We start from the raw sequence: 25153 nt of genomic DNA on the forward strand, positions 1-25153 counted from the left end.
TCCCCGATTGTGTCAGATATCCAGGTTGGCGACCTTCAGCGCGTTGTCTTCGATGAAGTCGCGGCGCGGCTCGACCACGTCGCCCATCAGCGTGCTGAAGATCTGGTCGGCGGCCACGGCATCCTCGATCCGCACCTGGAGCAGGCGTCGTGTGTCGGGATTGACCGTGGTGTCCCAGAGCTGCTCGGGATTCATTTCACCCAGACCCTTGAATCGCTGGATCTGGCGGCCCTTCTTGGCTTCATCCAGCAGCCAGTTGCGTGCTTCGGCGAAGCTGGCCACCTCGGCCGACTTCGCACCGCGGCTGATCTTGGCACCGGCGCGGACCAGGCCATGCAGCAGCAGCGAGGACTGGTGCAACGCACGCAGCTCGCCGGTCTCGAACGCGGCCAGCGGCAGCACCTGGATCATCTGCTCGCCCATGTGGCGACGCGTGACCAGCACGGCGGCCGGACGCTCGTCGGTGGGTTCCTGCAGTTCCAGCGTGTAGCGCGGGGAACCCAGGCTGCCCTGGTTGAGGCGGGTCGCCAGTGCGGCGAGGCCTTCGTCGGCGCCGGCCTTGCGCAGGTGCTCCAGATCCATCGGCGTGAAATCGATCAGTGCTTCGAGCACCTGGCGATCATAGCGATGGCCGTTGCGCGCAATGGTTTCCTGCGCCGAAGCATAGGAGAGCAACAGCTTCTCCAGCGCTACGCCTTCGATACCCGGCTCGCTTTCGGCCGGGATCAACGACGCGTTCTCCACCGCACTGCTGGCCAGATACGCGTCCAGCGCCGGATCATCCTTCAGGTACAGCTCCTGCTTGCCCTGCTTGATCTTGTACAGCGGGGGCAGGCCGATGTAGATATGGCCGCGCTCGATCAGCTCCGGCATCTGACGGTAGAAGAAGGTCAACAGCAGCGTACGGATATGCGCGCCGTCGACGTCGGCATCGGTCATGATGATGATGCGGTGGTAGCGCAGCTTGTCCGGGTTGTACTCGTCCCGGCCGATGCCGGTGCCCAGCGCGGTGATCAGCGTCCCGACCTGGTCCGAGGCGAGCATGCGGTCGAAGCGGGCACGTTCCACGTTGAGGATCTTGCCGCGCAGTGGCAGCACCGCCTGGTTCTTGCGGTTGCGGCCCTGCTTGGCCGAACCACCTGCCGAGTCACCCTCGACGATGAACAGTTCGGACAGCGCCGGATCCTTTTCCTGGCAGTCAGCCAGCTTGCCCGGCAGGCCGGCGATATCCAGCGCGCCCTTGCGACGGGTCAGATCGCGCGCCTTGCGGGCGGCCTCACGTGCACGCGCCGCGTCCACGATCTTGCCGGCGATCGCCTTGGCTTCGTTCGGGTTTTCCTGCAGGAATTCTTCCAGCCGCGCACCGAAGGCACTTTCCACGGCGGGGCGCACGTCCGAGCTGACCAGCTTTTCCTTGGTCTGGCTGGAGAAGCTCGGGTCAGGAACCTTCACCGACAGCACCGCGATCATGCCTTCGCGCATGTCATCGCCGGTCAGGTTGATCTTGGCCTGCTTGGCGATGCCGTTCTGCTCGATGTAGTTATTGAGCACACGGGTCAGCGCGCCGCGGAAGCCGGCCAGATGGGTACCGCCGTCCTTCTGCGGAATGTTGTTGGTGAAGCAGTACATCGTTTCCTGATAGGAATCGGTCCACTGCAGCGCCACGTCCACGACGATGCCGTTGGATTCGCCGGTCACCGAGATCACGTTCGGGTGCAGCGGCGTCTTCAACTGCGCCAGATGCTCCACGAAGCTGCGGATGCCGCCTTCGTAATGGAAGTCGTCGCGGCGGCCATCGCCGCGCTCGTCGACCAGCACGATCTTGACGCCGGAATTGAGGAAGGACAGCTCGCGCAGGCGGCGGGCCAGGATGTCGTAGTGGAACTCCACGTTGTCGTGGAACGCCTTCACCGACGGCCAGAAACGCAGGGTCGTACCGCGCTTGGTGCTGGCTTCGACCTGCTTCAGCGAATTGACGGCGGCACCGTCAGCGAATTCCTGCTGGTAGTGGAAGCCGCCCTGGTAGATATCCAGCAGCAGCTTCTGCGAGAGCGCGTTGACCACGCTGACACCCACGCCGTGCAGACCGCCAGAGACCTTGTAGCTGTTGTCATCGAACTTGCCGCCGGCATGCAGCACCGTCATCACGACTTCGGCTGCAGAGACTTCGCGATCGAGCTTCTTGCTCATCTGCTCGTGCTTGCCGGTCGGGATGCCGCGCCCGTTGTCCGACACCGAGACCGAGCCATCGGCGTGGATCATCACCGACACATGGTCGGCGTGGCCGGCCAAGGCTTCGTCGATGGAGTTGTCGACGACCTCGAACACCATGTGGTGCAGACCGGTGCCGTCATGGACGTCGCCGATGTACATACCAGGACGCTTGCGGACAGCCTCGAGGCCTTCCAGGGCGGTGATGCTGTTGGCGTCGTAGTTGCCGCTGTTTGCGGGGATGTTCTGTTCTTCAGTCATTGCGCTTGCCGTAGGCTCCGCAGGTCGGTCCGCCGCCGTGAGGCGGGGCGCCGAGTAATAAGGGGTTGCAACAGCAATTATACCAGCCGGGCACTGTGGCCCCTGGGGGACCACTATGGCACAGGCAGGACCTGTCCATGTTCCACGTGGAACCGGGTGATATCTGTCGCGTCCACCAGCGCCGCCGGCACCTCGGTGGCGGTGATGAAGATCTGTGCCGGGCCGGCCTTGAGCCGTTCCAGCACCCGCGCCTGGTGATGGCGATCCAACTCGGACGACAGATCGTCCAGGGCGATCACCGGCCATTCGCCGCGCTGCTCGGCATAGTCCTCGGCCTGCGCCAGCAGGCAGGTGAGGGCGGTCAGCTTGGCTTGGCCGCGCGACAGTGCATCCCGGCCCGGAATGGTCTCAAATCCGACGCTCCAGTCGGCCCGGTGCGGACCGACCGACGTATAGCCGGCCATGCGGTCACGTTCCCGGGCCAGCAGCAGGGCGTCGGAGAGCGAAACCTCCTGCTTGCGCCACCCTGGGCTCAAACTCAGCGACTGGATCCCCAGATTGGGCGCCAGTACGGCGGCCAGTTCCACGGTCCGTTCCTGTAGCCGTTCCAGGTAATGCTGGCGGCGGGTGGTCAGCGGTTCGCCGGCCTCGGCGAGTTCCCGGTCCCACGCATCGAGCGCGTTCGGGTGCCCTCCTTGCTTGAGCAGGGCATTGCGCTGTTTCAGGGCCCGCGAGTACCGCCGCCACAGACCCATGAAGTCTGGTTCCACGTGGAACAAACCCCAATCAAGGAACCGGCGACGCGGTTCGCCGCCGCCGCTGACCAAGGCATGGCTACCGGGCTCGAAGGTGACGACCGCCAGTGCGGCGCACAGCGTCCCGAGCTGAGCGACGTCTTCCCCGTCCAGTCGGCCTTTCCATTCCTGGCCGCTGTGGCGAAGCCCGGCCTTGCGACGGGTCGGGGTGTCGGCACCTTCGCGCTGCTCATCCCATTCCACGAACACATCCAGCGCCTCCCGGCCCTGGCGTACCAGGCCATCCCGGACACGGCCGCGAAAACTGCGCCCATACGCCATGACGTGCAGCGCCTCCAGGACACTGGTCTTGCCGGCGCCATTGTCACCGGTGATCAGGTTGATGCCCGGTTGCGGTGCCAGTTCGACGGTATCGAAGCGGCGAACCTGGTGCAGGGTCAAGCGGCGGATGTGCATGCGGACGATCAACGCCGCACGGGGCGGCAGACGGGTAGGGGGAATCGATCAGCTTACTGCATTGCCCAGGTTCCACGTGGCCGGATGCTCCGCGCGCCGGTTGTCGACCTGACCATTCGCCGAGGGCGGAAGGAGCCGGTCGGTGCGTCCCGGTGTTCAGCGCGATGGCGGCTCGGTCTGCCATGCGTGCATTTCGGGTGCGCCAACGATCATCGGGCCAGACAAGCGCGATGTTCGCCGCCGACGTCAGCGCCGCGGCCAGCACCGCCACGTGAAACCTCCGTTTCCCGCCGCATGGCCAGCTGGAGGGGCCTGAATTTTTTCAAATCTGCGCCGTACGCAGCACTGAGGTACTGCAGATTTCAACGAATTCGCACCGTTTTTTGCCCGCCTTGCGAGCCAGGACCCGGCCGGTCCCCTGTTTTTTTTTGAAATCTGGACGTGAGGTCGAATCGCCGAAGCGTACCCGAGCAGCTCGCGCAGACCCAAACGAGACTGTCCACACCCGCTCTGTATGGCTTATGCACAGCCTATGGGCAATCTGTGGATAAAAAGGGCCTCTTGAACGGCCTCGAAAGATACCCACAGGATCACCCCCAGGCTCAGACCCTGTTTTACCGGGGGTTTCAGGCCTATATTCCTCTTTAAAACCAACCACTTAACCTACTTTTCAACCAAATCTGGCCCTACCACCACCACCAAGCTTTAGATTTATATACAGTTTTTAAAAGCATAGAGCTGTGATCCAGCGGCCCAAAAGCCGGGTACCGCAGCGCTTCGGAGCGGACGTGCAGTTGGCGCAGTTCGCTCGGCTGACGTATGCAGAATCGACACGCGCGGCAGCCGTCCGTCGCCATTCGCTCTCTGGCCCCGTCCCGTGCCGCACCAACCGAAGGGCCGGAGCAAACGTGGTCACCACCTCGTGGGGCTCGTTGCCAAAGTCCCGCTCGCTGCGTGTCCTCCGGCTCGCGAGCGTTGCGGATGCGCCACAGGATCAGCCGAACGGTACGGCCACGCCACAAACGCACCGCGCAAAAATAATGCTCCACGTGGAACATCGTTCTCTCGCCCAAAAAGAAACCCGGCAATGCCGGGCTTCTCAGAACCACTCGGTTCCACGTGGAACCTACACGTCGCAGGTCACAGACGCAGCGGCATCACCACGTGACGTGACTTCTCGCTGCTGGCCTCACGGACCAGGGCAGAGGAGTTCGAATCGCGTAGCTGGATCACGACGTGCTCGTCGCGCAGTGCGGACAACGCGTCCAGCAGGTAGTTCACGTTGAAGCCAATGGCCAGATCGCTGACCGTGGTATCGGCCTCGATCTCTTCCTGGGCTTCTTCCTGCTCCGGGTTGTGCGCGCTGATTTTCAGGTTGCCCGGCGAGACTTCCACGCGGATGCCGCGGTACTTCTCGTTGGACAGAATCGCAGCGCGCTGCAGCGAGGCACGCAGGGCTTCGCGATCCACCTTCACTTCGCGGTCGGCACCGATCGGAATCACAGCCTCGTAATCCGGGAACCGGCCGTCGATCAGCTTGGAGGTGAAGGTCACATCGTCGCGCTTGACGCGAACGTGGCTGCGGCCGACTTCCAGCTCGATCTCACGATCGCCGCTTTCCAGCAGACGCTGCAGCTCGGTCACGCCCTTGCGCGGCACGATGATCTGACGCTTGGCGCCGCTGGCTTTTTCCAGCTCGGTTTCGCACAGCGCCAGGCGGTGACCGTCGGTCGCCACGGTACGCAGGGCATCGCCACGCAGGTCGAACAGCAGGCCGTTGAGGTAGTACCGCACGTCCTGCTGGGCCATCGCGAACGCGGTGCGTTCGATCAGTTCCTTCAGGGTCGCTTCGCCGATGGCCACGCGTTCGGTCGCTTCGACTTCGTCGACAGACGGGAAGTCGTTGGCCGGCAGCGTTGCCAGGGTGAAGCGGCTGCGCCCGGCCTGCACGGTGATCTTGTCACCGGTCTGCGAGACGGTGATCCGGCTGCCGTCGGGCAGGGCGCGGATGATCTCGAACAACTTGCGGGCGGGGATGGTGGTCTCGCCGTCCTGGGCATCTTCCACCGCGATCCGCGACACCATTTCCACTTCCAGGTCCGTACCCGTCAGCGAGAGCTGTCCGTTCTGGACCTGAACCAGGAAATTAGCCAGAACCGGCAGGGTCTGGCGGCGTTCGACCACGTTGACGACTTGTGCCAACGGCTTGAGAAAGGCTTCGCGCTGCAGTGTGAAACGCATGTGGTTCCGTGCCCCTATGCTTTAAAAAAATGTGGAATAAATCAAAAGCTTGGTGGTGCTGGTAGGGCCAGAATCGCGGGAAAACACGACTAAGCCTTTGTAAACAATAGGGTTTTTGACCTCGAAACCCTCTGCATTACTAGCCCCCAAGGGGTGGGGAAAGGTGTGGATAACTTTACCGCCGAATCGAGCGGCTTTTTTATCCACAACCTATCCCGCGCTTACTACCGGATTCTGCACCGTTTTATGCGATGACGCCTTAGCGGCGTACATGCATCATTCGCTCAACTTCCGGATCAGCTTGTCCCAGTCTTCCCGCAACTTGCCGTCCGCTTCCATCAACGTCCGGATCTGCCGGCAGGCATGCAGCACCGTGGTGTGGTCCCGGCCGGCAAAGGCGTCGCCGATTTCCGGCAGGCTGTGCTCGGTCAGTTCCTTGGTCAGGGCCATGGCAACCTGACGGGGCCGGGCCAGCGACCGGGTCCGACGCTTGGACAGCAGATCCTTGATCTGCAGCCCGTAGTAGTCGGCCACGGTTTTCTGGATGTTGGGAATGCTGATCGCCTGCTGCTGGGCGCGAAGCAGGTCGCGCAGGGTTTCCTGGGCGAAATCAGTGGTGATCGCACGGCCGGTGAAGTTGGCGCGTGCGGCCAGGGTATTCAACGCACCTTCGAGGTCGCGGACATTGGAGCGCATCTTCTTGGCAATCAGAAACGCCACATCGTCGGGGATATCGGTGCCACGCTCGCGGGCCTTGGCCAGCACGATCGCTGCACGCGTCTCGAAGTCCGGCGGCTCGATCGCCACCGACAGGCCCCAGGCCAGGCGCGACTTCAGCCGTGCTTCCAGGCCCTCGACTTCGCGCGGGTACCGGTCGCAGGTCAGGATGATCTGCTGCTTGCCGTCGAACAGGGCGTTGAACGTGTGGAAGAACTCTTCCTGGGTACGGTCCTTGCCGGCGAAGAACTGGATGTCATCGATCAGCAGCGCGTCCACCTGCTGGAACTGGCGCTTGAACTGGTCCATGGTTTTTTCCTGCAGCGCACGGATCATCGCGCTGAAGAACTGTTCCGAACGCAGGTACAGCACCTTGGCCGCCGGATTGGCCTGACGCATCGCATTGCCGGCCGCGAACATCAGGTGGGTCTTGCCCAGGCCGGTCCCGCCGTAGAGCAGCAACGGGTTGTGGGCGCGGTCGCCCGGCTTCTGCGCCGCCTGGAACGCCGCAGCCAGACCCAGCTGGTTGCTGCGGCCTTCCACGAAGTTGGCGAAGGTGTAGTGCGAATCCATGTTGCCGGCGAACGGCACCAGCGGTTCGGCCGGCGCCGCCGGTGCGGACAGGCCCGGAATCGGCGCGATCTGCGCCTCTACCGGACGCGGACGCGAGCCGATTTCAAGAAAAACGTCGCCGAAACCGGCGAAGTGCGCCAGCAGCTCCTTGATGCGCGGCAGATACAGCTCGCGCACCTGGTCGACGATGAAGGCGTTTGGCGCATAAAGCACCAGGCTGTCCGCGCGCAGATCTGCCTGCAGCGGCTTCAACCAGGTGTGAACATCCTCGGGCGGAAACTCCGCTTCGAGGCGTTCGAGAGAACGAGACCAGGCATCCATCGGCAATAATCGTCTGGGGCCAGCGGATAGGCGAACAAAAGCGCCGCACCGCAGGCCGGAAGGGGGGAAGAATGGATGGCGCAGACTACCACCGACGAGGGGGGCCGGGAATGGTTGTCCCAAAGTTATTCACAAAACGATCCACAGCTATTGCACAGCCCGGTGAATTCCCGTAGTGACAGACACTTGACGGGACCTCGATGAGGTCTATAGAATTTCCGGTTCTTTCCGTCCCCTTCATATAGAGGCCCGCATGGCCACCAAGCGCACTTTCCAACCCAGCAACCTCAAGCGTAAGCGCGACCATGGCTTCCGTGCCCGTATGAAGACCGCTGACGGCCGCAAGATCCTGTCGCGTCGCCGCGCCAAGGGCCGTAAAGTCCTGAGCGCTTGATTGCAATGCCGCTTTCCGCGGCAGACGCAATCCTGACTGTGAGCAGTTCCGACCCGCGCAAGCGATTTCCTCGCTCTGCGCGGGTTCGTACGCGTGCCGAATATACAACGGTCTTCAACGGCGCCCGCCGTGTGTCCGATCCGCTGATGACCCTGCACTGGCTGAAGAGCGATACGCCAGCCAGGTTGGGTCTTGCGGTGTCGCGCAAAGTCGATCCCCGAGCCGTGGGTCGCAACCGAGTGAAGCGTGTGTTGCGCGATGCCACACGCCACGTACGGCCGTGGATGAGTGCCGGCGATTACGTCGTCGTTGCCCGCAGTGCCGCCCGTACCGCCAGCAATTCAGAACTCCGCCAGGCCTTTGAACGCCTGTTGCGCCGCCTTGGCGCATTGCCCATGCCGGGCGCGGACGGCACAATGCCGCCGCCCCTGGGCGTTGCACCCCTTTCCCAGTCCGAGCCGGCATTGCGTGCCGGCCCCGTCGAGCCTGCACGCTGATGAACCAGACCCGCGTTTTCCTGATTTTTGCCTGGCTGATGGTGGCCGTGTTGCTGTGGATGGAGTGGGGCCGCGATAAAGCCGCGCCGCCGACCCCGGCCGTGGCCACCCAGACTACCCAGGCCAGCGTGCCCGGTGCGGCTGCCGGCAGCATCCCCGGTGCGCCCGTGCCCCAGGCGGACGGTTCCCTGCCGGCGGCACAGCCGGCCGCACAGACCGAGGCCGGTCCGGCCCGCGTGACCATCACCACCGACGTCCTGCGTCTGGTGCTGGACGGTGGCACGGTGCTGGATGCCGAGCTGCTGCAGTTCCCGCAGACCAAGGAAGAAGGCAGCCCGCCGGTCCGCCTGCTGACCGAAGAAGCGACCCACCCGTACCGCGCGGTGAGTGGCTGGATCAGCGAAGACAAGACCATGCCGGTGCCGGCCGCCAACGGCTTCAAGCTGGTCGGCGACAACCACGACTTCGTGCTGGCCAAGGGCCAGGACGAGGTCACGGTGCCTTTCGAATGGACCGGCCCGAACGGCGTGACCATCCGCCGCACCTACTCGCTGGGTCGCAACGAGTACGCGATCACGGTCAAGGATGAAGTGGTCAACGGTGGCAGCGCCCCGTGGAGCGGCTACGTGTTCCGCACCCTGGACCGCACCCCGACCATCCTCTCGCGCAGCATGACCAACCCGGACTCGTTCAGCTTCAACGGCGCGACCTGGTTCAGCCCGCAGGACGGTTACGAGCGTCGCGCGTTCAAGGATTACCTGGACGACGGCCACCTCAACCGCACCATCACCGGCGGCTGGCTGGCGATGCTGCAGCACCACTTCTTCACCGCGTGGATTCCTCAGGCCGACCAGGCCGCGCAGTACTCGCTGGCGCAGAACAATGGCCGCGACCAGATCGAGGCGCGTGGCCCGGCCTTCACCGTGGCCCCGGGCCAGCAGGTCAGCACCGAAGCCCGCCTGTGGGTCGGCCCGAAGCTGGTCAACCTGATTGCCAAGGAAGACGTGAAGGGCCTGGACCGCGTGGTCGACTACAGCCGCTTCTCGCTGATGGCGATCATCGGCCAGGGCCTGTTCTGGGTCCTCAACCAGGTCCACAAGGTCGTCAACAACTGGGGCTGGGCGATCGTCGGCCTGGTGGTGCTGCTGAAGCTGGTGCTGTATCCGCTCTCGGCCGTGCAGTACAAGTCCGGCGCCAAGATGCGTCGCTTCCAGCCGCGCATCGCGCAGCTCAAGGAACGCTATGGCGATGACCGCCAGAAGTTCCAGACCGCGATGATGGAGCTGTACAAGAAAGAGAAGATCAACCCGATGGGCGGCTGTCTGCCGATCCTCATCCAGATGCCGATCTTCTTCGCGCTGTACTGGGTGCTGGTGGAATCGGTGGAACTGCGCCAGGCCCCGTGGCTGGGCTGGATCCAGGATCTGACCGCACGTGACCCGTACTTCATCCTGCCGGTGATCAACGTGGCGGTGATGTGGGCCACCCAGAAGCTGACCCCGGCACCGGGCATGGACCCGATGCAGGCCAAGATGATGCAGCTGATGCCGCTGGTGTTCGGCGTCATGATGGCCTTCATGCCGTCCGGTCTGGTGCTGTACTGGGTCGTCAACGGCGGCCTGGGCCTGCTCCAGCAGTGGTGGATGACCAAGCGTCATGGCAGCGATCCGCTGCCGGTCGTCACCGCCAAGAAGTAAGCCACACAGGAGACCCGCCGCAAGGCGGGTTTCCTGCATCTGCGGCCCGGCCAACCGTGCGGTCCGTAGAATGCCCCCTGATTCCCCGCACCCTGCAGTGAGCCCGACATGACCCATGCCCCCGACACCATCGTGGCCATCGCCACCGCGCCCGGCGCTGGCGGCGTCGGCATGCTGCGGCTGTCCGGCCCGCAGGCGCGGCCCATCGCCGAGGCGATCGGCGTGCGCGCGATGCAGCCACGGCATGCGCACTACGCGCGCTTCCGCGATGCGGGCGACGAGGTGATCGACGACGGCATCGCGCTGTGGTTCCCGGCGCCGAACAGCTTCACCGGCGAAGAGGTGGTGGAACTGCAGGGGCACGGCAGCCCGGTGGTGCTGCAGCAGCTGGTCGCGCGCTGCATTGCCTTGGGCGCACGCCAGGCACGACCCGGTGAGTTCAGCGAGCGCGCCTTCCTCAACGGCAAGCTCGACCTGGCCCAGGCCGAGGCGATCGCCGACCTGATCGCTGCCAGCGATACCCGCGCAGCGCGCGCGGCGCGCCGCTCGCTGGACGGCGTGTTCTCGCGCCGTGTGGACGAGGTCGCAGAACAGCTTGTTCTGCTGCGGATCCACGTGGAGGCGGCGATCGACTTCGCCGACGAACCGCTCGATACCCTCGGCGGGGCGCAGGTGCGCAGTGGCCTGGTCACCGCCCTGCAGGCGTTGATCCGGCTCCGCGAGGATGCCGAACGCGGCCGCAAACTGCGCGACGGCCTGCACGCCGTGCTGGTCGGGCCGCCGAACGCCGGCAAGAGTTCGTTGCTCAATGCGCTGGCCGGCAGTGAACGGGCGATCGTCACCGACATCGCCGGGACCACCCGCGACACCCTGCGCGAGACCATCCGCATCGACGGTCTTGAGCTCACGCTGGTCGACACCGCCGGCCTGCGCGACGGCGGCGACGCGATCGAGCGCGAGGGCATGCGCCGGGCGCGCGTGGAGATGCAGCGCACCGACCTGGCCATCGTGGTGGTCGATGCACGCGATCCGCAGGCCGGCCGCGACGCGGTGGGCGACAGCATCGACGATGTGCCGCAGCAGCTGTGGATCCACAACAAGAGCGATCTGCTGGCCGCGATGCCGTCCGACGCTCGTGCAGACGTGGTGCATGTCTCGGCCGCGACCGGCCTCGGCCTGGATCAGCTGCACGCACGCCTGCGCGCGCTGGCCAGCGGCAGTGCCGGCGACAGCGTGGACGGTGAGTTCTCCGCGCGCGCCCGCCACGTCGAGGCGATCAGCCAGGCCATCGGCCATGCCGAGCGCGCCGAATCGGAGCTGGTCCACGAGCATCTGGAGCTGGCGGCGGAGGAACTGCGCCTGGCCCATGAGGCGCTGGGCGAGATTACCGGGCGGATGAGCGCCGATGACCTGCTGGGGCGGATTTTCTCGAGCTTCTGTATCGGGAAGTAGGCACGCGGCCTTTCTTCGCGCTGTCACAGCCTTGCAGCAGACTGACCGGGTTCTTTATCGACAGGGGTTTGCAGTGTCCAAGCAGTTGTGGGGAGGTGTGTTGCTGGTGTTGCTGGTGTTGCTGGTGTCGCTGGCCGTGGCACCATCGGTGGCCATGAGCGCTGAATCTTCTTCCTCCACGCCGGCCAGGGCCGCCGTCTACGGCCACCGCGGCGCCAGTGCGCTGCTGCCCGAGCACACCCTGGCCGCCTACGCGCAGGCCATCGCCGATGGCGCCGACTATATCGAGCCGGACCTGGTGATGACCAAGGACGGCGTGCTGGTATCGCGGCACGAGAACGAGATCGGCGGCACCACCGATGTGGCCGCGCACCCCGAGTTCGCCAGCCGCAAGACCGTCAAGACCATCGACGGCGAGCGCATCGAAGGCTGGTTCACCGAAGACTTCAGCCTGGCCGAACTGAAGACGCTGTACGCCCGCGAGCGCCTGCCGCAGCTGCGCAGCACCGCGTTCGACGGCCAGTTCCGCATCGCCACGCTGGACGAAATCATCGCCTTCCTGGTGCAGCAGGCCGGCCGCGCCAACCGCGGCATCGGGCTGGTGCCCGAGATCAAACACGGCACCTACTTCAAGGGCATCGGCCTGCCGATGGAAGACAAGGTGCTGGCCACGCTGCAGGGCAACGCCTATACCCGCGTGGCGCCGGTGACGATCCAGTCCTTCGAGGTCGGCAACCTGCGTTACCTGCGCGGCAAGCTCGGCCGCGACAGCAATATCCGCCTGCTGCAGCTGCTCGGCGATCCCAAGCAGCAGCCCGGTGATGTACTCGCGGCCAAGGGCAGCCAGCGCTATGCCGACCTGATCACCCCGGCCGGGCTGCGCGACGTGGCCACCTACGCCGACGGCATCGGCCCAAGCCTGCGCATGGTCATTCCGCTGGACGCGCAGGGGAAGCTCGGCACCCCGACTTCCCTGGTGCGTGATGCGCATGCGGCCGGCTTGATGGTGGTGCCGTATACGTTCCGGCCGGAAAACTACTTCCAGGCCGCGGAGTTCCGCAGCGGCGAGCCGAATGCCCGCAACGCGGAAGGTTCGGTCGCCGAGATGCGGGCCTATCTGGCCACCGGCATCGATGCCTTCTTCACCGATGACCCGGCGCTGGGCAGGCGTGCGGTGGATGGGGATGGCGCACCGGCGAGCCGGTAGGTACCGACCGTTGGTCGGTACGCTCGTGATCGGCGCGATATCGGAATGTCCGGCGCACGGCAGCCACGCATGGCGTGGCTCTACCCCGGCATGCCATCAGATGGCGTCGCCGGTCAATCCAGCGATGACCCTTCATCGCGCCGCCGGAACGGCAGCACCACGAAGTCGCGGCCCTCGCGCGGTTGCCACAGCACCGGCACGCGGGTCGGGGAGGGCGGCTCCAGATCGGCGTCGCGCGCTGCCTCGATGTCGTCCTCTTCCTCATCCTCCCAGCTGTAGCGTTTGCGCGGCGCCATCGGGTCGGAGAGGCGGAACAGCAGCGCGCTGATGATGCCGGCAAAGGCACCGCCCATATGCGATTGCCAGGACACGCCCGGCTCGTGCGGCAGGATGGTCAGCAGCATGCTGCCGTAGAACAGGAAGGCGATCAGCCCGGCAGCGATCGCTGGCCGGTCGCGGCGCAGCAGGCCGAGCACGAACACCAGGAACATCAGGCCGTGGGTGATGCCACTGGCGCCCAGATGGCGGCTGCCCAGATCGCCGAGCAACCAGGCACCCAGGCCCGAGCCGAGCCACAGCAGGGGCAGCGCGCGCAGCGTTGCTTTGGGATACACGCTGCCGGCCAGGGTGCCGAGGATCAGCAGGGCTGCCGCGTTGGCACCCAGATGCTGGATCGAGCCGTGCAGCAGCGGTGCACCGAGAATGCCGAGCAGGCCGGCCTTGTCCAGCGGGGCCACGGCCCACGGACGCCAGTCGAAGTGGCCCTGGGCGGTATACACCGCAACCAGCAGCACCACGAAGGCCAGGCTCAGGTTGAACGCCCGCAGTACACCACCACGGTCGTTGCGGGACGGAACCGGCGGCGCGCCGGTGGGCTGGGGCAGGTTGGCGTTCATACCCTTAGGGATGGCGTCGCCCCGGATGAACACAAGGGCAACGTCGTGGGAGAGAGAGGTACCGCCTGCGGGACAATCCCGCAGGCGGCACGGTCGGTCAGGCGTGGCCGCCTTCTTTCGGCGGGTTCTTCAGGCTCAACACCACGGTCGCGGCGATGATCACCGCCACCACGCCCAGCGAGATCGGGGTGGGGATCTTGAAGAGGTCGATCAGCATCATCTTGATGCCGATGAAGGCCAGCACCAGGGCCAGGCCGTACGGCAACAGGTGGAAGCGATCGGCCATGCCGGCCAGCAGGAAGAACATCGCGCGCAGGCCCAGCACCGCGAAGACGTTGGAGGTCAGCACGATGAACGGGTCGGTGGTGATGGCAAAGATCGCCGGGATGCTGTCCACCGCGAAGATCACGTCGGTGACCGCGATCAGGATCAGCACCACGAACAGCGGCGTGAACCAGCGCTTGCCATCGCGCATGACGCTCATGGCGTTGCCGGCATAGTCGGGCAGCAGGCGCAGGTGCTTGCGCATCCAGCGCAGGGCGGGGTTGGTCTCAAGATCCGGCTCGCTGCCGGCCGAGAACCACATCTTCCAGCCGGTGAAGAGCAGGAACGCGCCGAACACGTAGAGCAGCCAGTGGAACTTGGTCAGCAGCACGCTGCCGGCGAAGATCATGATCGTACGCAGCACGATCGCGCCCAGGATGCCGATGATCAATACCTTCTGACGCTGTTCCTCGGGCACTGCGAAGTAGCCCATGATCATCAGGAACACGAAGATGTTGTCCACCGCCAGGGCTTTCTCGACCAGGTACCCGGTCAGGAACTCCAGGCCGACCTTGTTGGCCACCACCTGGCCGGCAGTCTCGTTCAGGTAGTACCAGAGGCCACCGTTGAAGGCCAGGGCCAGGGCGACCCAGCCGATGGACCACCACAGGGCCTCCTTGAAGGTGACCTTGTGGGGGCCGCCGTGTCGCATCAAGACGAGGTCGACCAGCAGCGCGATGATCACCACCGCGCCGAAGCCGCCCCACAACCACACATTACCGATCGTCTGCATTGGGTTTATCCGTTGGAAAAATAGATTGCCTCAAGCCGGATGGCGAGGATCTGCAACGGAGGATCGGGGGGATCCAGGGACAGAGCTTCGCCATACGGCGAAGGTCTCGCTCGCAGTCCCGATGGGTGGGACTGCCGTTGCACCGGAGCCTGCGGGCTCGAATTGACGGCGACAACGTCTGGGAGCTACTCCCCTTCTGGGGCCGATTCTGCGGGGTGCCGGGGCCGGCGTCAAATCCTTTCCATGCCCCGGTGCGGCTGAACGAAACGCCCCAACCGGTAGTGACGGCCGCTGGCCATCAACCACGTAGCGGCCGGGTTTAGCGCGCTGACGGCCAGCGGCCGTCACTACCAGAGCGCCAGCGGCGTCGCTCCCAGCGCCGAGGGCTGCAGGCTTCCCGTTTACAATACGCCCATGAATACCCCTGCCCCCGTTGTCCGCCTCAAGAACGCCTGGCGCTCCAGCCACCCGTGGATCTTCCAGAAACTGGTCGAAAAGCCGGCCGTCCGTCCCAAACCCGGTGCCATCGTCGACGTCGTCGGCGTGGACGGCGAGTGGATCGGGCGTGGCTTCTACAACGGTCATTCGCGCATTGCCGTGCGCATCCTGGAGACCGATCAGGGCATCCCGGTCGACGCCGGCTGGTTCTCGCGCAAGATCGCCCAGGCGGTGTCGCTGCGCCGTGAGGTGCTCAAGCTGGACGAGATCTCCGATGCCTGGCGCGTGGTCCACAGCGAAGGTGACGGTCTGTCCGGCCTGGTCGTGGATCGCTATGGCGACCTGGTAGTGGTCGAATTCTTCGCCGCCGGCATGTTCCGCCACCGCGAGTGGGTGTATGAAGCCCTGCGCGAACAATTCCCGGGCTGCCGTTTCCACAGCTTCGCCGACGAACACGTGCAGAAGCAGGAAAGTTTCGACTTCCACGGCAACACCACCACCGAAGCCTCGGTGATCACCGAGTACGGCGTGAAGTTCCGCGCCGACCCGGCCGGTGCGCACAAGACCGGCTTCTTCGCCGATCAGCGTGAGAACCGCCAATGGCTGAGCCAGCAGGTGGAAGGCAAGACCGTGCTGGACCTGTGCTGCAACACCGGTGGCTTTGCGGTGTACGCCGCCGCGCGCGGCGCGGCCGAGGTGGTCGGCATCGACATCGATGAAGACGTTATCGCCATCGCCAAGGGCAACGCCAAGCTCAACAACGTGCGCCCGAAGTTCATCCAGTCCGACATCTTCCCGTGGCTGCGCGATGCTTCCAACCGCGGCGAGCAGTTCGACGTGGTGATCCTCGACCCGGCCAAGATGACCCGCGACCGCGACCAGGTCATCACCGCGCTGAAGAAGTATCTGGACATGAACAAGCTGGCGCTGGGGGTGGTCAAGCCCGGTGGCCTGCTCGCCACGTTCTCGTGCACCGGCCTGGTGGCCGAAGATCAGTTCCTGGACATGCTGCGCCGCGCCGCCTTCTACGCCGGCCGCACCATCCAGATCCTGAAGGTGGCCGGCGCCGGTCCGGATCACCCGTTCATGGCCCACGTGCAGGAATCGCGGTATCTCAAGGCGGTGTTCTGCCGCGTGGTGGATTGAGGTCTGACCGGGCCAGACCCGTTGAACCCGGGACCGTAGAGCCACGCCATGCGTGGCTTCGCGGGCCAGATCAATCCCAGCCACGCATGGCGTGGCTCTACAACCCAAGGTGAGGCGTCATGACGTTGCGCAGTCTGTCTTTGCTGGTCTCGCTGGCGTTGTGCACGCCACTGGCCGCCCACGCGGTCGACTTCACCCCGCAGGAACTGGCCAGGGCGTCCACGCTGCAGCAGCGGCTGCTGACCCTGGACAGCCATCTGGATACGCCGGCCAACTTCCACCGCGCCGGCTTCGACATCACCCAGCGGCACGACCACAACGCACTGTCGCAGGTGGACTACCCGCGCATGGTCGAAGGCGCGCTCGACGGCGGCTTCTGGGCGATCTACACCGATCAGGGCGACCGCAGCGCGCAGGCGCACCAGCATGACCGCGATGCCGGCCTGCTGCGGCTGACCGAGATCCGCGAGATGCTCGCCGCGCATCCGGACACCTTCCAGCTTGCGCTGACCGCCGCCGATGCCGCGCGCATCAAGGCCGCCGGCAAGCGCGTGGTCTACATCAGCATGGAGAACGCCAGCCCGCTGGTCGACGATCCCACACTGCTCAGCTACTACCACCTGGCCGGCCTGCGCCTGCTCAGCACGGTGCATTTCGCCAACAACGAGTTCGCCGATTCGGCCACCGATCCCAAGGGCGCCGAGTGGAAGGGCCTGAGTCCGGCCGGCAAGGCGCTGGTGGATGAAGCGGTGCGGCTGGGCATCGTGATCGATCAGTCGCATGCCGCCGATGCGGTGTTCGATGATCTGATCGAGCGCATGCCGGTGCCGTTCGTGCTCTCGCACAGCTCGGCCAAGGCGATCTACAACCATCCGCGCAACCTCGACGATGCGCGTCTGAAGCGGCTGGCCAAGGCCGGCGGCGTGATCCAGGTCAACGCCTATGGTGGTTATCTGATCGACACCGCCAAGAGTGAGGCGCGCAAGGCGGCCGAGACGGCGCTGATGGCGCAGCTGGGCACCGATTACGACGGCATGAGCATCCAGCAGGGTGTCGCGCTGAAGAAGGGATTGGAGGAAATCGACCAGCGCATTCCGCTGCGCAAGGCCACGCTCGACGATTTCTTCGCGCATTTCGAGCACATCCTCACGGTGGTCGGCCCCGAACACGTGGGCATCGGGCTGGACTGGGATGGCGGCGGCGGCCTGGCCGATCTGCCCGACGTGAGCCAGCTGCCGAAGATCACCGCGTGGCTGCTGCGCAAGGGCTACAGCGAGAAACAGATCGCCGGTATCTGGGGCGGCAACCTGCTGCGCGTCATGCAGCAGGCGCAGGATCACGCGGCCAAGGTCGCCGCCGCCAAACCCTGAGGCCAGTGGCGCGTCGCGCGCTGCCCGGCAGGGCGGTGTCACCGCTGCCAACAACGAAAAAGGCAGGCCCTGGGCCTGCCTTTTTCACCCCCGCTCATCGCCGGCCCGGTGGCCGGCGCGATAGCTCAGCGTTTGCCCAGGACCGCATTGCGACGCCCGTAGGCGAAGTAGGCGATCAGGCCCAGAACGTTCCACGCCAGGAAGTACAACTGCGTGGTGCTCGGCAGGCTGAAGAACAGGTACACACAGCCGATCACCGCCAGCGGGCCGACCACGTACGCCAGCGGCGTGCGGAACTTGCGCACGCGGTTCGGCTCGCGCTTGCGCAGCACCACCAGGCACAGGCCCACCGCGGTGAACGCGGCCAGCGTACCGGCGTTGGCCAGCGCGGCGATCTCGTCCAGACGTGCCACGCCGGCCAGCGCGGCCACCAGCACCGCGGTGAACAGCGTGGTGGCGACCGGCGTGCCGGTGCGCGCGCTGACCTTGGAAAGACCGCGCGGCAGCAGGCCATCGCGCGACATGACGAAGAAGATGCGGCTCTGGCCGTACAGGAAGGCCAGCAGCACGGTCGGCAGCGCGATCACGGCGGCAGCGCCGATCCACTTGGCCGCACCCGGGCTGCCCAGCTCGCGCAGGATCAGCGCCAGCGGCTCGGCGCTCTGGCCGAAGATCGTGTAGCTCATCGCACCCACGGCGGCCAGCGCCACCAGCACGTAGATGATGGTGCAACCGACCATCGAGCCGATGATGCCGATCGCCAGGTCGCGCTCGGGCTTCTTGGTTTCTTCAGCGGCGGTGGAGATCGCATCGAAGCCGTAGAACGCGAAGAAGATGATCGCGGCGGCCGCCATCACCCCGCGTTCCACGCCATCGGCGCCCAGCGACTTGACGAAGCCGAACGGCATGAACGGCTCCATGTGGCTGGTATCGAAGTGCGGCAGGGCGATCGCCACGAACACGGTCAGCGCGATGATCTTGATCACCACCAGGACTGCGTTGAGGGTCGCGCTTTCCTTGGTGCCGGCCATCAGCATGCCGGCCACCAGGAAGGTGATCAGCACCGCCGGCAGGTTGATGAAGCCGCCTTCCACGTGGGGGCCGGCGGTCAGCATCAAGGGCAGGTCGATCCCGAAGCCGTGCAGGAAGCCGACCGCGTAGCCGGACCACCCGACCGCGACCGTGCTCACCACCAGCGAGTACTCCAGGATCAGGCTCCAGCCGACCACCCAGGCCACCACCTCGCCCAGGGCGGTGTAGCTATAGGTGTAGGCGCTGCCAGCGGCCGGCATCATCGTCGACAGCTCGGCATAGGACAGGGCCGCGCAGGCGCAGACCGCGCCGGCGATGGCGAAGGAAATCAGCACCGCGGGGCCGGCCAGGTTCGCGCCGACACCGATCAGGGTGTAGATGCCGGTGCCGACGATGGCGCCGATGCCCAGCGCGATCAGGTGCGGCCAACTCAGGGTCGGGATCAGTTGCCTGCCGGCTTCATGGACGGTGACAGTGTCTAGGGACTTGCGCCGGAGCAATGACATGGGGCCTCGCGGTGGATGACTGTGAACGACAAGTCTGCGAGTTTTACCGAACGCGGCGCAGCATTACTACTGCCAAGCGTCGTAAGCGGCTGCACGGCCCGCATGACTGAGGCGAAGGTGACGAAACCGGCACAAAGGCCGGACGCTCATTCCCAGTGGCAGCCCGTGTCGGTCATCGCACCGACGTCTTCACCGAACACGGTCTGCTGGCCCGTCCGCGCGTTGGTGTAGGAGAAGCCATAGATGCGCGCGCCCTGGGTGCTGATCGCATAGTGGCCGATGACCTTGCCGTCCAGGTGCTCGTCCCACACCGTATCGAACTGCCAAGGGCGATCCTCGGCCAGTACGGTGCTCTCCTGCGAGGCCAGGGTCAGCCGCAGCCACGCGGTCTTGCCGGCGTAACGCACATGGCTGACCCGCTCACCGTCGGCAGTGCCCTCGGGGAGTTTCCATTCAAGGTGGATCTGTTGGCGGCTGCCGCCGGTCAGGCAGCGGATCTCATCGGCGTGTGCCGGCGCGATGGCCAGCAGCAGCAACAGCGGGGCGAGCCAGCGCATGGGGCAGGGTCCAACCAGGCAGAAAGAGGGCCATTGTCCTCCCCCGCGCACGGTGTCGGCAGCCTCGGCCGGATCGAGCATGCCGATCCGGCCGGTGGAGGTCAGCGGTTCAACGTCGCCATGGCCGCAGGGGCATAACGCGGGCCGGCGGCGGCATGGGCCGGGAAGATCGCATCGATCCGGGCCAGCGCGTCGGCGCTCAGCTGCACCTGCAGCGCGCCGAGGTTCTCTTCCAGATAGGCCAGCCGCTTGGTGCCCGGGATCGGCACCAGGTCTTCGCCCTGCGCCAGCACCCAGGCCAGGGCCAGCTGCCCGGGGCTCACGCCCTGGGTCTTGGCCATCGCGGTGACCGCGTCGACCAGCGCCAGGTTGCGGTCGAAGTTCTCGCCCTGGAAACGCGGCGATTGGCGGCGGTAGTCATCGGCGTCGAAATCGGCCGGGCTGCGGATCGCGCCGGTCAGGAAGCCACGGCCCAGCGGCGAGTAGGGCACGAAGCCGATGCCGAGCTCGCGCACCGTCGCCAGCACACCGTTGGCTTCCGGATCGCGCGACCACAGCGAGTACTCGGTCTGCACCGCGGTGATCGGATGCACCGCATGGGCGCGGCGGATCGTGCTTGCCGAGGCTTCGGAGAGGCCGAGGAAGCGCACCTTGCCCTGTTCGACCAGCCGCGCCATCGCCCCCACGGTGTCCTCGATCGGCACCGTGCCGTCCACGCGGTGCTGGTAGTACAGGTCGATGTGGTCCACGCCCAGCCGCTGCAGGCTGGCCTCGCAGGCGGCGATCACGTACTCGGGGCGGCCATCGACGCTGCGCGCGGCGGTGTCGCTCGGCTCCAGCCTGATCCCGAACTTGGTGGCGAGGAACACCTGGTCGCGGCGGCCGGCGATCGCCTTGCCGACCAGCACCTCGTTGGTGTGCGGGCCGTACATGTCGGCGGTGTCGAGCAGGGTGACGCCGCGTTCCAGCGCGCGGTGGATGACCGCGATCGCGTCGGCATCGCTGCCGCGGCCGCCATAGAAGGCGCTCATGCCCATGCAGCCCAGGCCGAGCGCGGAAACGGTGGGGCCATCACGGCCAAGGGTGCGGGTCTGCATGAAGTACTCCGGGGAAGGGAAGGAACAGGACCAGCATCCTCCTGCGGACTATGTGGATAAACTGGCCGCTCCTGCATCATCTTTGAAGCAAGCCTTCACAATGAGCGCTCAGCATCCCCTGCCCGCCGTGGTTGCCTTCGCCCGCGTCGCGCACCATGCCAGCTTCACCCGGGCCGCCGACGAGCTGGGCGTATCGCCCTCGGCGCTCTCGCAGACGGTGCGCGCGCTGGAGGCCCACCTTGGCGTGCGGCTGCTGCACCGGACCACGCGCCGGGTCGGCCTGACCGAGCAGGGCGCACGCTTCCTGGCGCAGGTACGCGAGGGCCTGGCCCGGATCGACGCCGCGTTCGACGACCTGGACCAGGTGCGCGATGTCCCCGCCGGCAAGCTGCGCATCAACGTGCCGCGGATCGCTGCCGAACTGCTGGTGCTGCCGCACCTGCCCGGCTTCCTGGCGCGTTATCCACAGATCGAGGTGGAGCTGTTCGTGGAAACCGCGCTGACGGATCTGGTCGCCGGCGGCTTCGACGCGGGGATCCGCTTGGGCGAAAGCCTGGCCCGCGGCATGATCGCGGTGCCGATCGGGCCGCTGGAACGCCAGGTGGTGGTGGCCACGCCGGACTATCTGGCCATGCACGGCGTGCCCGCGACCCCGGCCGACCTGGTCGCGCACGAGTGCATCGTGCACCGGCTCAGCACCGGCCGGCGGATGGCGTGGGAGTTCACCGGCGAGGGTCGCGATTTCGAGGTCGAGGTGGCGGGCCGGCTGGTGTTCAACGACGCCGGGCTGATCCATGCCGCCGTCACCCGGGGCATTGGCCTGGCCCAGGGGTTCGAGGCGCTGTACGCCGGCGACGTGGCGGCCGGCCGGCTGCAGTGCGTGCTGCAGGACTGGCAGCAGCCGTTCGCCGGTTTCCACCTTTACTACCCGGCACGTGAGCAGATGGCGCCCAAGCTGCGGGTGTTCATCGACCACCTGCGTGAGGTGATGCGGCGCTGACGCGCGCGGCTGGGCCGGTGCCGGGCAGCAGGGCGCGTGCCCAGTCTGCCTGCGGTGGATGGCCCTGTGGATAGATCACCTGCGCATCCCCGGGGAAGCGCTTGCAGCACAACACGCCGTCGGCATCGAACAGACGCCAGCCCTGCGCCGCCGCTTCGGCCTCGGCGATGCGATGGCGCAGCCCAAGCACCAGGCTGGCGTGGCAGTCGAACAGGCACGTACGCAGATCGATCCGGTCCAGCGGCTTAAGCCCCGCGACGATGCGGGTCACGGCGGGATGGGCCAGATCGATGCGCCGGGTGTGCATGCCGAGCAGGCGCTCGTCATGACCGCTCAGGTGCTGCACGAAGTAGACAGGTGGCGGCATGGGTCCCCGCAGTGTTGCGCACGCGCCGGTGGCGACGTTGGACGATGGCGCCGATTGGACACCTCGCCGGTACGCAGGGGAATCTCAATGTTTGAATGAAAACCGAGCGTCGCGATGATGCTGCCTATCCGCAGCCGAACACGACGCGCGCTGTCATCGTGCACCCTGCCGGCCTGCAAGGGTTCAGCCGCTCGCGCCCAGCCGCACACCGAACCCGACCAGGAACACCCCTGCGACCCGCCTCAGCCAAAGCCCGACACGCGGGTGCTGCAGAATCCGACGGCGCAGCAGGTTGCCCACCCCGATCAGCACCGAGCAGTAGGCCAGCCCCATGACGAAGATGATCAGCGCCATGGTCGCAAACGTCACCACACCCTGGTGCCGTGCCGGATCGATGAACAACGGCAGGAAGGCCATGTAGAAGATGATCGCCTTCGGGTTGAGCAGGTTGATCAGCACCGCCTGGCGGAAGTAGTGGCCCGGCGTGAGGCGGATGCCACCTTCCTCGCCCTGGGCGCGCGGTGCGCGCAGCAGGCCGATGCCGATCCACACCAGGTACGCCGCGCCGAGGTACTGCACCGCGTGGAACACCAGCGGGTTGGCCTTGAGCAGCGCCGCCACACCGGCTACCGCCAGCCACATCAGGATCTGGTCGCCCAGCAGCAGGCCGAACAGCGCCGTGTAACCGCCGCGCACCCCGCCGCGCCCGGTGGCGGTGAGCAGGGTGAAGGTGCCTGGGCCCGGCAGTGCAAGGAACACCAGCACGGCAGCAACAAAGGTCCACAGATCCTGGATGCCCATCCACGGCATGGCGGCGACTCGACTACGGGGGGAGGGGCATTGTCCGGCAGCCGCGCGCCGGGCGATAGCGTCAGCGCGCGCCGGCCGGCAACCCGGCGAGCAGCGGCTGCAGCCGTTGCGCGAACATCGCATGCAGCTGCCGGATGGCGGGCGAGAACTGCTTGCGGTGCGGGCACACCAGGTTCAACGGAAGACTGTCGCCGGCCCCGTCCAGCAGCACCTGCAGGCGCCCGGCCTGCACATCGGCGCAGATATCCAGCCACGACTTGAACACGATGCCTTCCCCCGCCACTGCCCAGCGCCGGACCACGTCGGCATCGTCGCAGACCATGTTGCCGCGCACCGGGATCACCGTGCGCCGACCATCGGCCTCGAAGCTCCAGCGGTCATAGGCACGCCCAGCGAGTTGATAGAGCAGGCAGTGGTGCTCCTTCAGCGCTTCCAGGTTGTCCGGCGTACCGTGCCGGGCCAGGTAGTCCGGTGATGCGGCCAGCACCCGGCGATTGCCGGGCAGCAGGGGCAGGGCGACATAGCTGGCGTTGTCGAAGCGGCCCAGGCGGAAGGCGATGTCGACCGGATCGCGGAACACATCGGCCACCTGGTCGGACAACTGCAGGCGCAGCTGCAGCTTCGGGTGCGCGGCGCGGAACTCGGTCAGCCATGGCAGCAGCAGGTTGCGGCCCAGATCCGAGGGTGCGGCCACCTGCAGCGTGCCGCGCAGTTCGGCATCCTCGCCACGCACCCGGGCCTCGCCCTCGCGCAGCGCGGCCAGCACCTCCTGCGCATAGGGCAGGTACAGCGCGCCCTCGGCGGTCAGGCGCAGGCTGCGGGTGGAGCGCACGAACAGGCGCAGGTCCAGCTCGCGTTCCAGCCGCGCCACCGCCGCAGCAACCTGGCCGGGCAGCAGATCCGCCTCGCGTGCGGCGTTGGAAAAGCTGCCCAGCGCGGCGGTGCGGACGAACAGGGCGAGGTCGTCGAACCGGATCATTTTCATTCCTGCAGTGAAAGTGCTGCCCGATTTTGCGCCTTTCCCCACCCCGCCGTGAAGCGCACGCTGTCCGCCTTCCCCACTGGATCTCCCCCGATGAAAGCCGTCGCCTATACCCAGCATGGCCTGCCGATCAGCGACCCCGCCGCGCTGGTGGACATCACCCTGCCGATCCCCACCCCCGGCCCGCGCGATCTGCGGGTCGAGGTCCGCGCGATCTCGGTGAACCCGGTCGATACCAAGGTCCGCACCGGCGTGGCGGTCACCGAGCCGCGCGTACTGGGCTTCGACGCGGTCGGCATCGTGGATGCGGTGGGCGACGCGGTGACCCTGTTCCAGCCCGGCGACGCGGTCTTCTATGCGGGCGCGATCGGCCGCGCCGGCAGCAATGCCGAGTACCAGCTGGTGGACGAGCGCATCGTCGGCCACAAGCCGGCCAGCCTGGATGACGCCGCCGCCGCGGCGTTGCCGCTGACCGCGATCACGGCCTGGGAGCTGCTGTTCGATCGCCTGCGCATCGCGGAAAACGGCGGCGAAGGGCAGACCCTGCTGGTGATCGGTGCCGCCGGTGGCGTCGGCTCGATCCTGGTCCAGTTGGCTCGCCAGCTGACCCGCCTGACCGTGATCGGCACCGCCTCGCGCCCGGATACCCAGGACTGGGTCTACGCGCTGGGCGCGCACCACGTGATCGACCACACCCAGCCGCTGAGCGAAGGCCTGCAGCGCCTGGGCATCGCCGAGGTCAGCCACGTGGCCAGCCTGACCCATACCGACCAGCACTACGACCAGATCGTCACCGTGCTAGCCCCGCAGGGCCAGCTGGCGCTGATCGACGATCCCGGCCAGCTCGATGTGATGGCGCTCAAGCGCAAGAGCCTGTCCCTGCACTGGGAATCGATGTTCACCCGCTCCAGCTTCAACACCCCCGATGTGCAGCGCCAGCACGAGCTGCTCGAGCGCGTCGCCGCGCTGATCGACGCGGGCGTGCTGCGCACCACGCTGGGCGAACACTACGGCCGCATCAACGCCGCCAACCTGCGTCAGGCGCACGCCCTGATCGAGAGCCACCGCGCGCGGGGCAAGCTCGTGCTTGAAGGGTTCTGACGCAGCCAATGA

Annotated in this window: 21 protein-coding genes; 9 read left to right on the forward strand and 12 right to left on the reverse strand. The window is 66.2% G+C overall.

Features of this window, described 5'->3' with window-relative positions:
- Positions 1–12: 12 nt before the first annotated feature.
- The 4 genes from gyrB to dnaA form a co-directional block, all read right to left on the reverse strand.
- Entirely contained in the window at positions 13–2472 is a 2460-nt protein-coding gene (gene gyrB, locus ABE546_RS04365; RefSeq protein ID WP_346462795.1) for a DNA topoisomerase (ATP-hydrolyzing) subunit B, read from the reverse strand.
- A 113-nt stretch (positions 2473–2585) separates the two neighbouring features.
- Positions 2586–3683, reverse strand: a complete 1098-nt coding sequence (recF, locus tag ABE546_RS04370; protein WP_313211275.1) for a DNA replication/repair protein RecF — start codon at positions 3681–3683, stop codon at positions 2586–2588.
- A 1140-nt stretch (positions 3684–4823) separates the two neighbouring features.
- Positions 4824–5924 (reverse strand): DNA polymerase III subunit beta, encoded by a 1101-nt coding sequence (gene dnaN / locus ABE546_RS04375; protein ID WP_019184048.1) that lies wholly within the window; start codon positions 5922–5924, stop codon positions 4824–4826.
- Positions 5925–6200: 276 nt separating this feature from the next.
- A complete protein-coding gene (dnaA, locus tag ABE546_RS04380) occupies positions 6201–7535 on the reverse strand; it encodes a chromosomal replication initiator protein DnaA (protein ID WP_046272260.1) in 1335 nt (444 codons plus the stop codon).
- 253 nt (positions 7536–7788) lie between these two features.
- Here dnaA and rpmH point away from each other — a divergent pair, with 253 nt between their 5' ends.
- The 5 genes from rpmH to ABE546_RS04405 all read left to right on the forward strand — a co-directional run bounded on the left by rpmH (position 7789) and on the right by ABE546_RS04405 (position 12782).
- Positions 7789–7929 (forward strand): 50S ribosomal protein L34, encoded by a 141-nt coding sequence (gene rpmH / locus ABE546_RS04385; protein WP_006404565.1) that lies wholly within the window; start codon positions 7789–7791, stop codon positions 7927–7929.
- 5 nt (positions 7930–7934) lie between these two features.
- The gene (gene rnpA / locus ABE546_RS04390; RefSeq protein WP_313211276.1) at positions 7935–8426 is read left to right on the forward strand and encodes a ribonuclease P protein component; all 492 of its coding nucleotides are present in this window, start codon (positions 7935–7937) and stop codon (positions 8424–8426) included.
- Positions 8426–10123: a membrane protein insertase YidC gene (gene yidC, locus ABE546_RS04395; protein WP_088435262.1), complete on the forward strand. Its 1698-nt coding sequence runs from the start codon at positions 8426–8428 to the stop codon at positions 10121–10123. Before rnpA ends, yidC begins: the two co-directional genes overlap by 1 nt.
- Before the next feature lie 108 nt (positions 10124–10231).
- Complete coding sequence (gene mnmE / locus ABE546_RS04400; protein ID WP_313219799.1) at positions 10232–11575, forward strand: tRNA uridine-5-carboxymethylaminomethyl(34) synthesis GTPase MnmE; 1344 nt, start codon at positions 10232–10234, stop codon at positions 11573–11575.
- 154 nt (positions 11576–11729) lie between these two features.
- Positions 11730–12782, forward strand: a complete 1053-nt coding sequence (locus tag ABE546_RS04405; RefSeq protein ID WP_346462820.1) for a glycerophosphodiester phosphodiesterase — start codon at positions 11730–11732, stop codon at positions 12780–12782.
- Between the two features lie 113 nt (positions 12783–12895).
- Here ABE546_RS04405 and ABE546_RS04410 read toward each other — a convergent pair whose 3' ends face one another.
- Together ABE546_RS04410 and ABE546_RS04415 are read right to left on the reverse strand one after the other, a co-directional pair.
- Positions 12896–13678, reverse strand: coding sequence for a rhomboid family intramembrane serine protease (locus ABE546_RS04410; protein ID WP_070474180.1), 783 nt, complete (start codon positions 13676–13678; stop codon positions 12896–12898).
- A gap of 97 nt (positions 13679–13775) precedes the next feature.
- A complete protein-coding gene (locus ABE546_RS04415) occupies positions 13776–14735 on the reverse strand; it encodes a TerC family protein (protein WP_070474178.1) in 960 nt (319 codons plus the stop codon).
- 414 nt (positions 14736–15149) lie between these two features.
- Here ABE546_RS04415 and ABE546_RS04420 point away from each other — a divergent pair, with 414 nt between their 5' ends.
- Positions 15150–16319, forward strand: coding sequence for a class I SAM-dependent rRNA methyltransferase (locus ABE546_RS04420; protein ID WP_313211278.1), 1170 nt, complete (start codon positions 15150–15152; stop codon positions 16317–16319).
- A gap of 119 nt (positions 16320–16438) precedes the next feature.
- Positions 16439–17689: a dipeptidase gene (locus ABE546_RS04425; protein ID WP_346462796.1), complete on the forward strand. Its 1251-nt coding sequence runs from the start codon at positions 16439–16441 to the stop codon at positions 17687–17689.
- A gap of 125 nt (positions 17690–17814) precedes the next feature.
- Here ABE546_RS04425 and ABE546_RS04430 read toward each other — a convergent pair whose 3' ends face one another.
- The 3 genes from ABE546_RS04430 to ABE546_RS04440 all read right to left on the reverse strand — a co-directional run bounded on the left by ABE546_RS04430 (position 17815) and on the right by ABE546_RS04440 (position 20881).
- The gene (locus ABE546_RS04430) at positions 17815–19227 is read right to left on the reverse strand and encodes an amino acid permease (RefSeq protein ID WP_346462797.1); all 1413 of its coding nucleotides are present in this window, start codon (positions 19225–19227) and stop codon (positions 17815–17817) included.
- 146 nt (positions 19228–19373) lie between these two features.
- Positions 19374–19784: a hypothetical protein gene (locus ABE546_RS04435; RefSeq protein WP_313211281.1), complete on the reverse strand. Its 411-nt coding sequence runs from the start codon at positions 19782–19784 to the stop codon at positions 19374–19376.
- Positions 19785–19885: 101 nt separating this feature from the next.
- Entirely contained in the window at positions 19886–20881 is a 996-nt protein-coding gene (locus ABE546_RS04440; RefSeq protein ID WP_313211282.1) for an aldo/keto reductase, read from the reverse strand.
- Positions 20882–20981: 100 nt separating this feature from the next.
- Here ABE546_RS04440 and ABE546_RS04445 point away from each other — a divergent pair, with 100 nt between their 5' ends.
- Positions 20982–21881 carry a LysR family transcriptional regulator gene (locus tag ABE546_RS04445; protein WP_346462798.1) on the forward strand — a complete coding sequence of 300 codons (900 nt, stop codon included), beginning with the start codon at positions 20982–20984 and terminating at the stop codon, positions 21879–21881.
- On the opposite strand, the gene ABE546_RS04450 is transcribed toward ABE546_RS04445, so the two are convergent.
- The 3 genes from ABE546_RS04450 to ABE546_RS04460 form a co-directional block, all read right to left on the reverse strand.
- Positions 21847–22248: a hypothetical protein gene (locus ABE546_RS04450; RefSeq protein ID WP_346462799.1), complete on the reverse strand. Its 402-nt coding sequence runs from the start codon at positions 22246–22248 to the stop codon at positions 21847–21849. The two genes, ABE546_RS04445 and ABE546_RS04450, sit on opposite strands and share 35 nt — an antisense overlap.
- A 183-nt stretch (positions 22249–22431) precedes the next feature.
- On the reverse strand, positions 22432–23058 hold the full coding sequence (gene leuE / locus ABE546_RS04455; protein WP_346462800.1) for a leucine efflux protein LeuE: 627 nt from the start codon (positions 23056–23058) through the stop codon (positions 22432–22434).
- A gap of 61 nt (positions 23059–23119) precedes the next feature.
- Positions 23120–24043, reverse strand: a complete 924-nt coding sequence (locus tag ABE546_RS04460) for a LysR family transcriptional regulator (protein ID WP_313211285.1) — start codon at positions 24041–24043, stop codon at positions 23120–23122.
- Positions 24044–24133: 90 nt separating this feature from the next.
- On the opposite strand from ABE546_RS04460, the gene ABE546_RS04465 reads away from it, so the two are divergent.
- The gene (locus ABE546_RS04465; protein WP_346462801.1) at positions 24134–25141 is read left to right on the forward strand and encodes a zinc-binding alcohol dehydrogenase family protein; all 1008 of its coding nucleotides are present in this window, start codon (positions 24134–24136) and stop codon (positions 25139–25141) included.
- Positions 25142–25153: the final 12 nt, after the last annotated feature.

It is taken from the genome of Stenotrophomonas sp. TWI377, assembly GCF_039674525.1.
Classification (GTDB): domain Bacteria; phylum Pseudomonadota; class Gammaproteobacteria; order Xanthomonadales; family Xanthomonadaceae; genus Stenotrophomonas.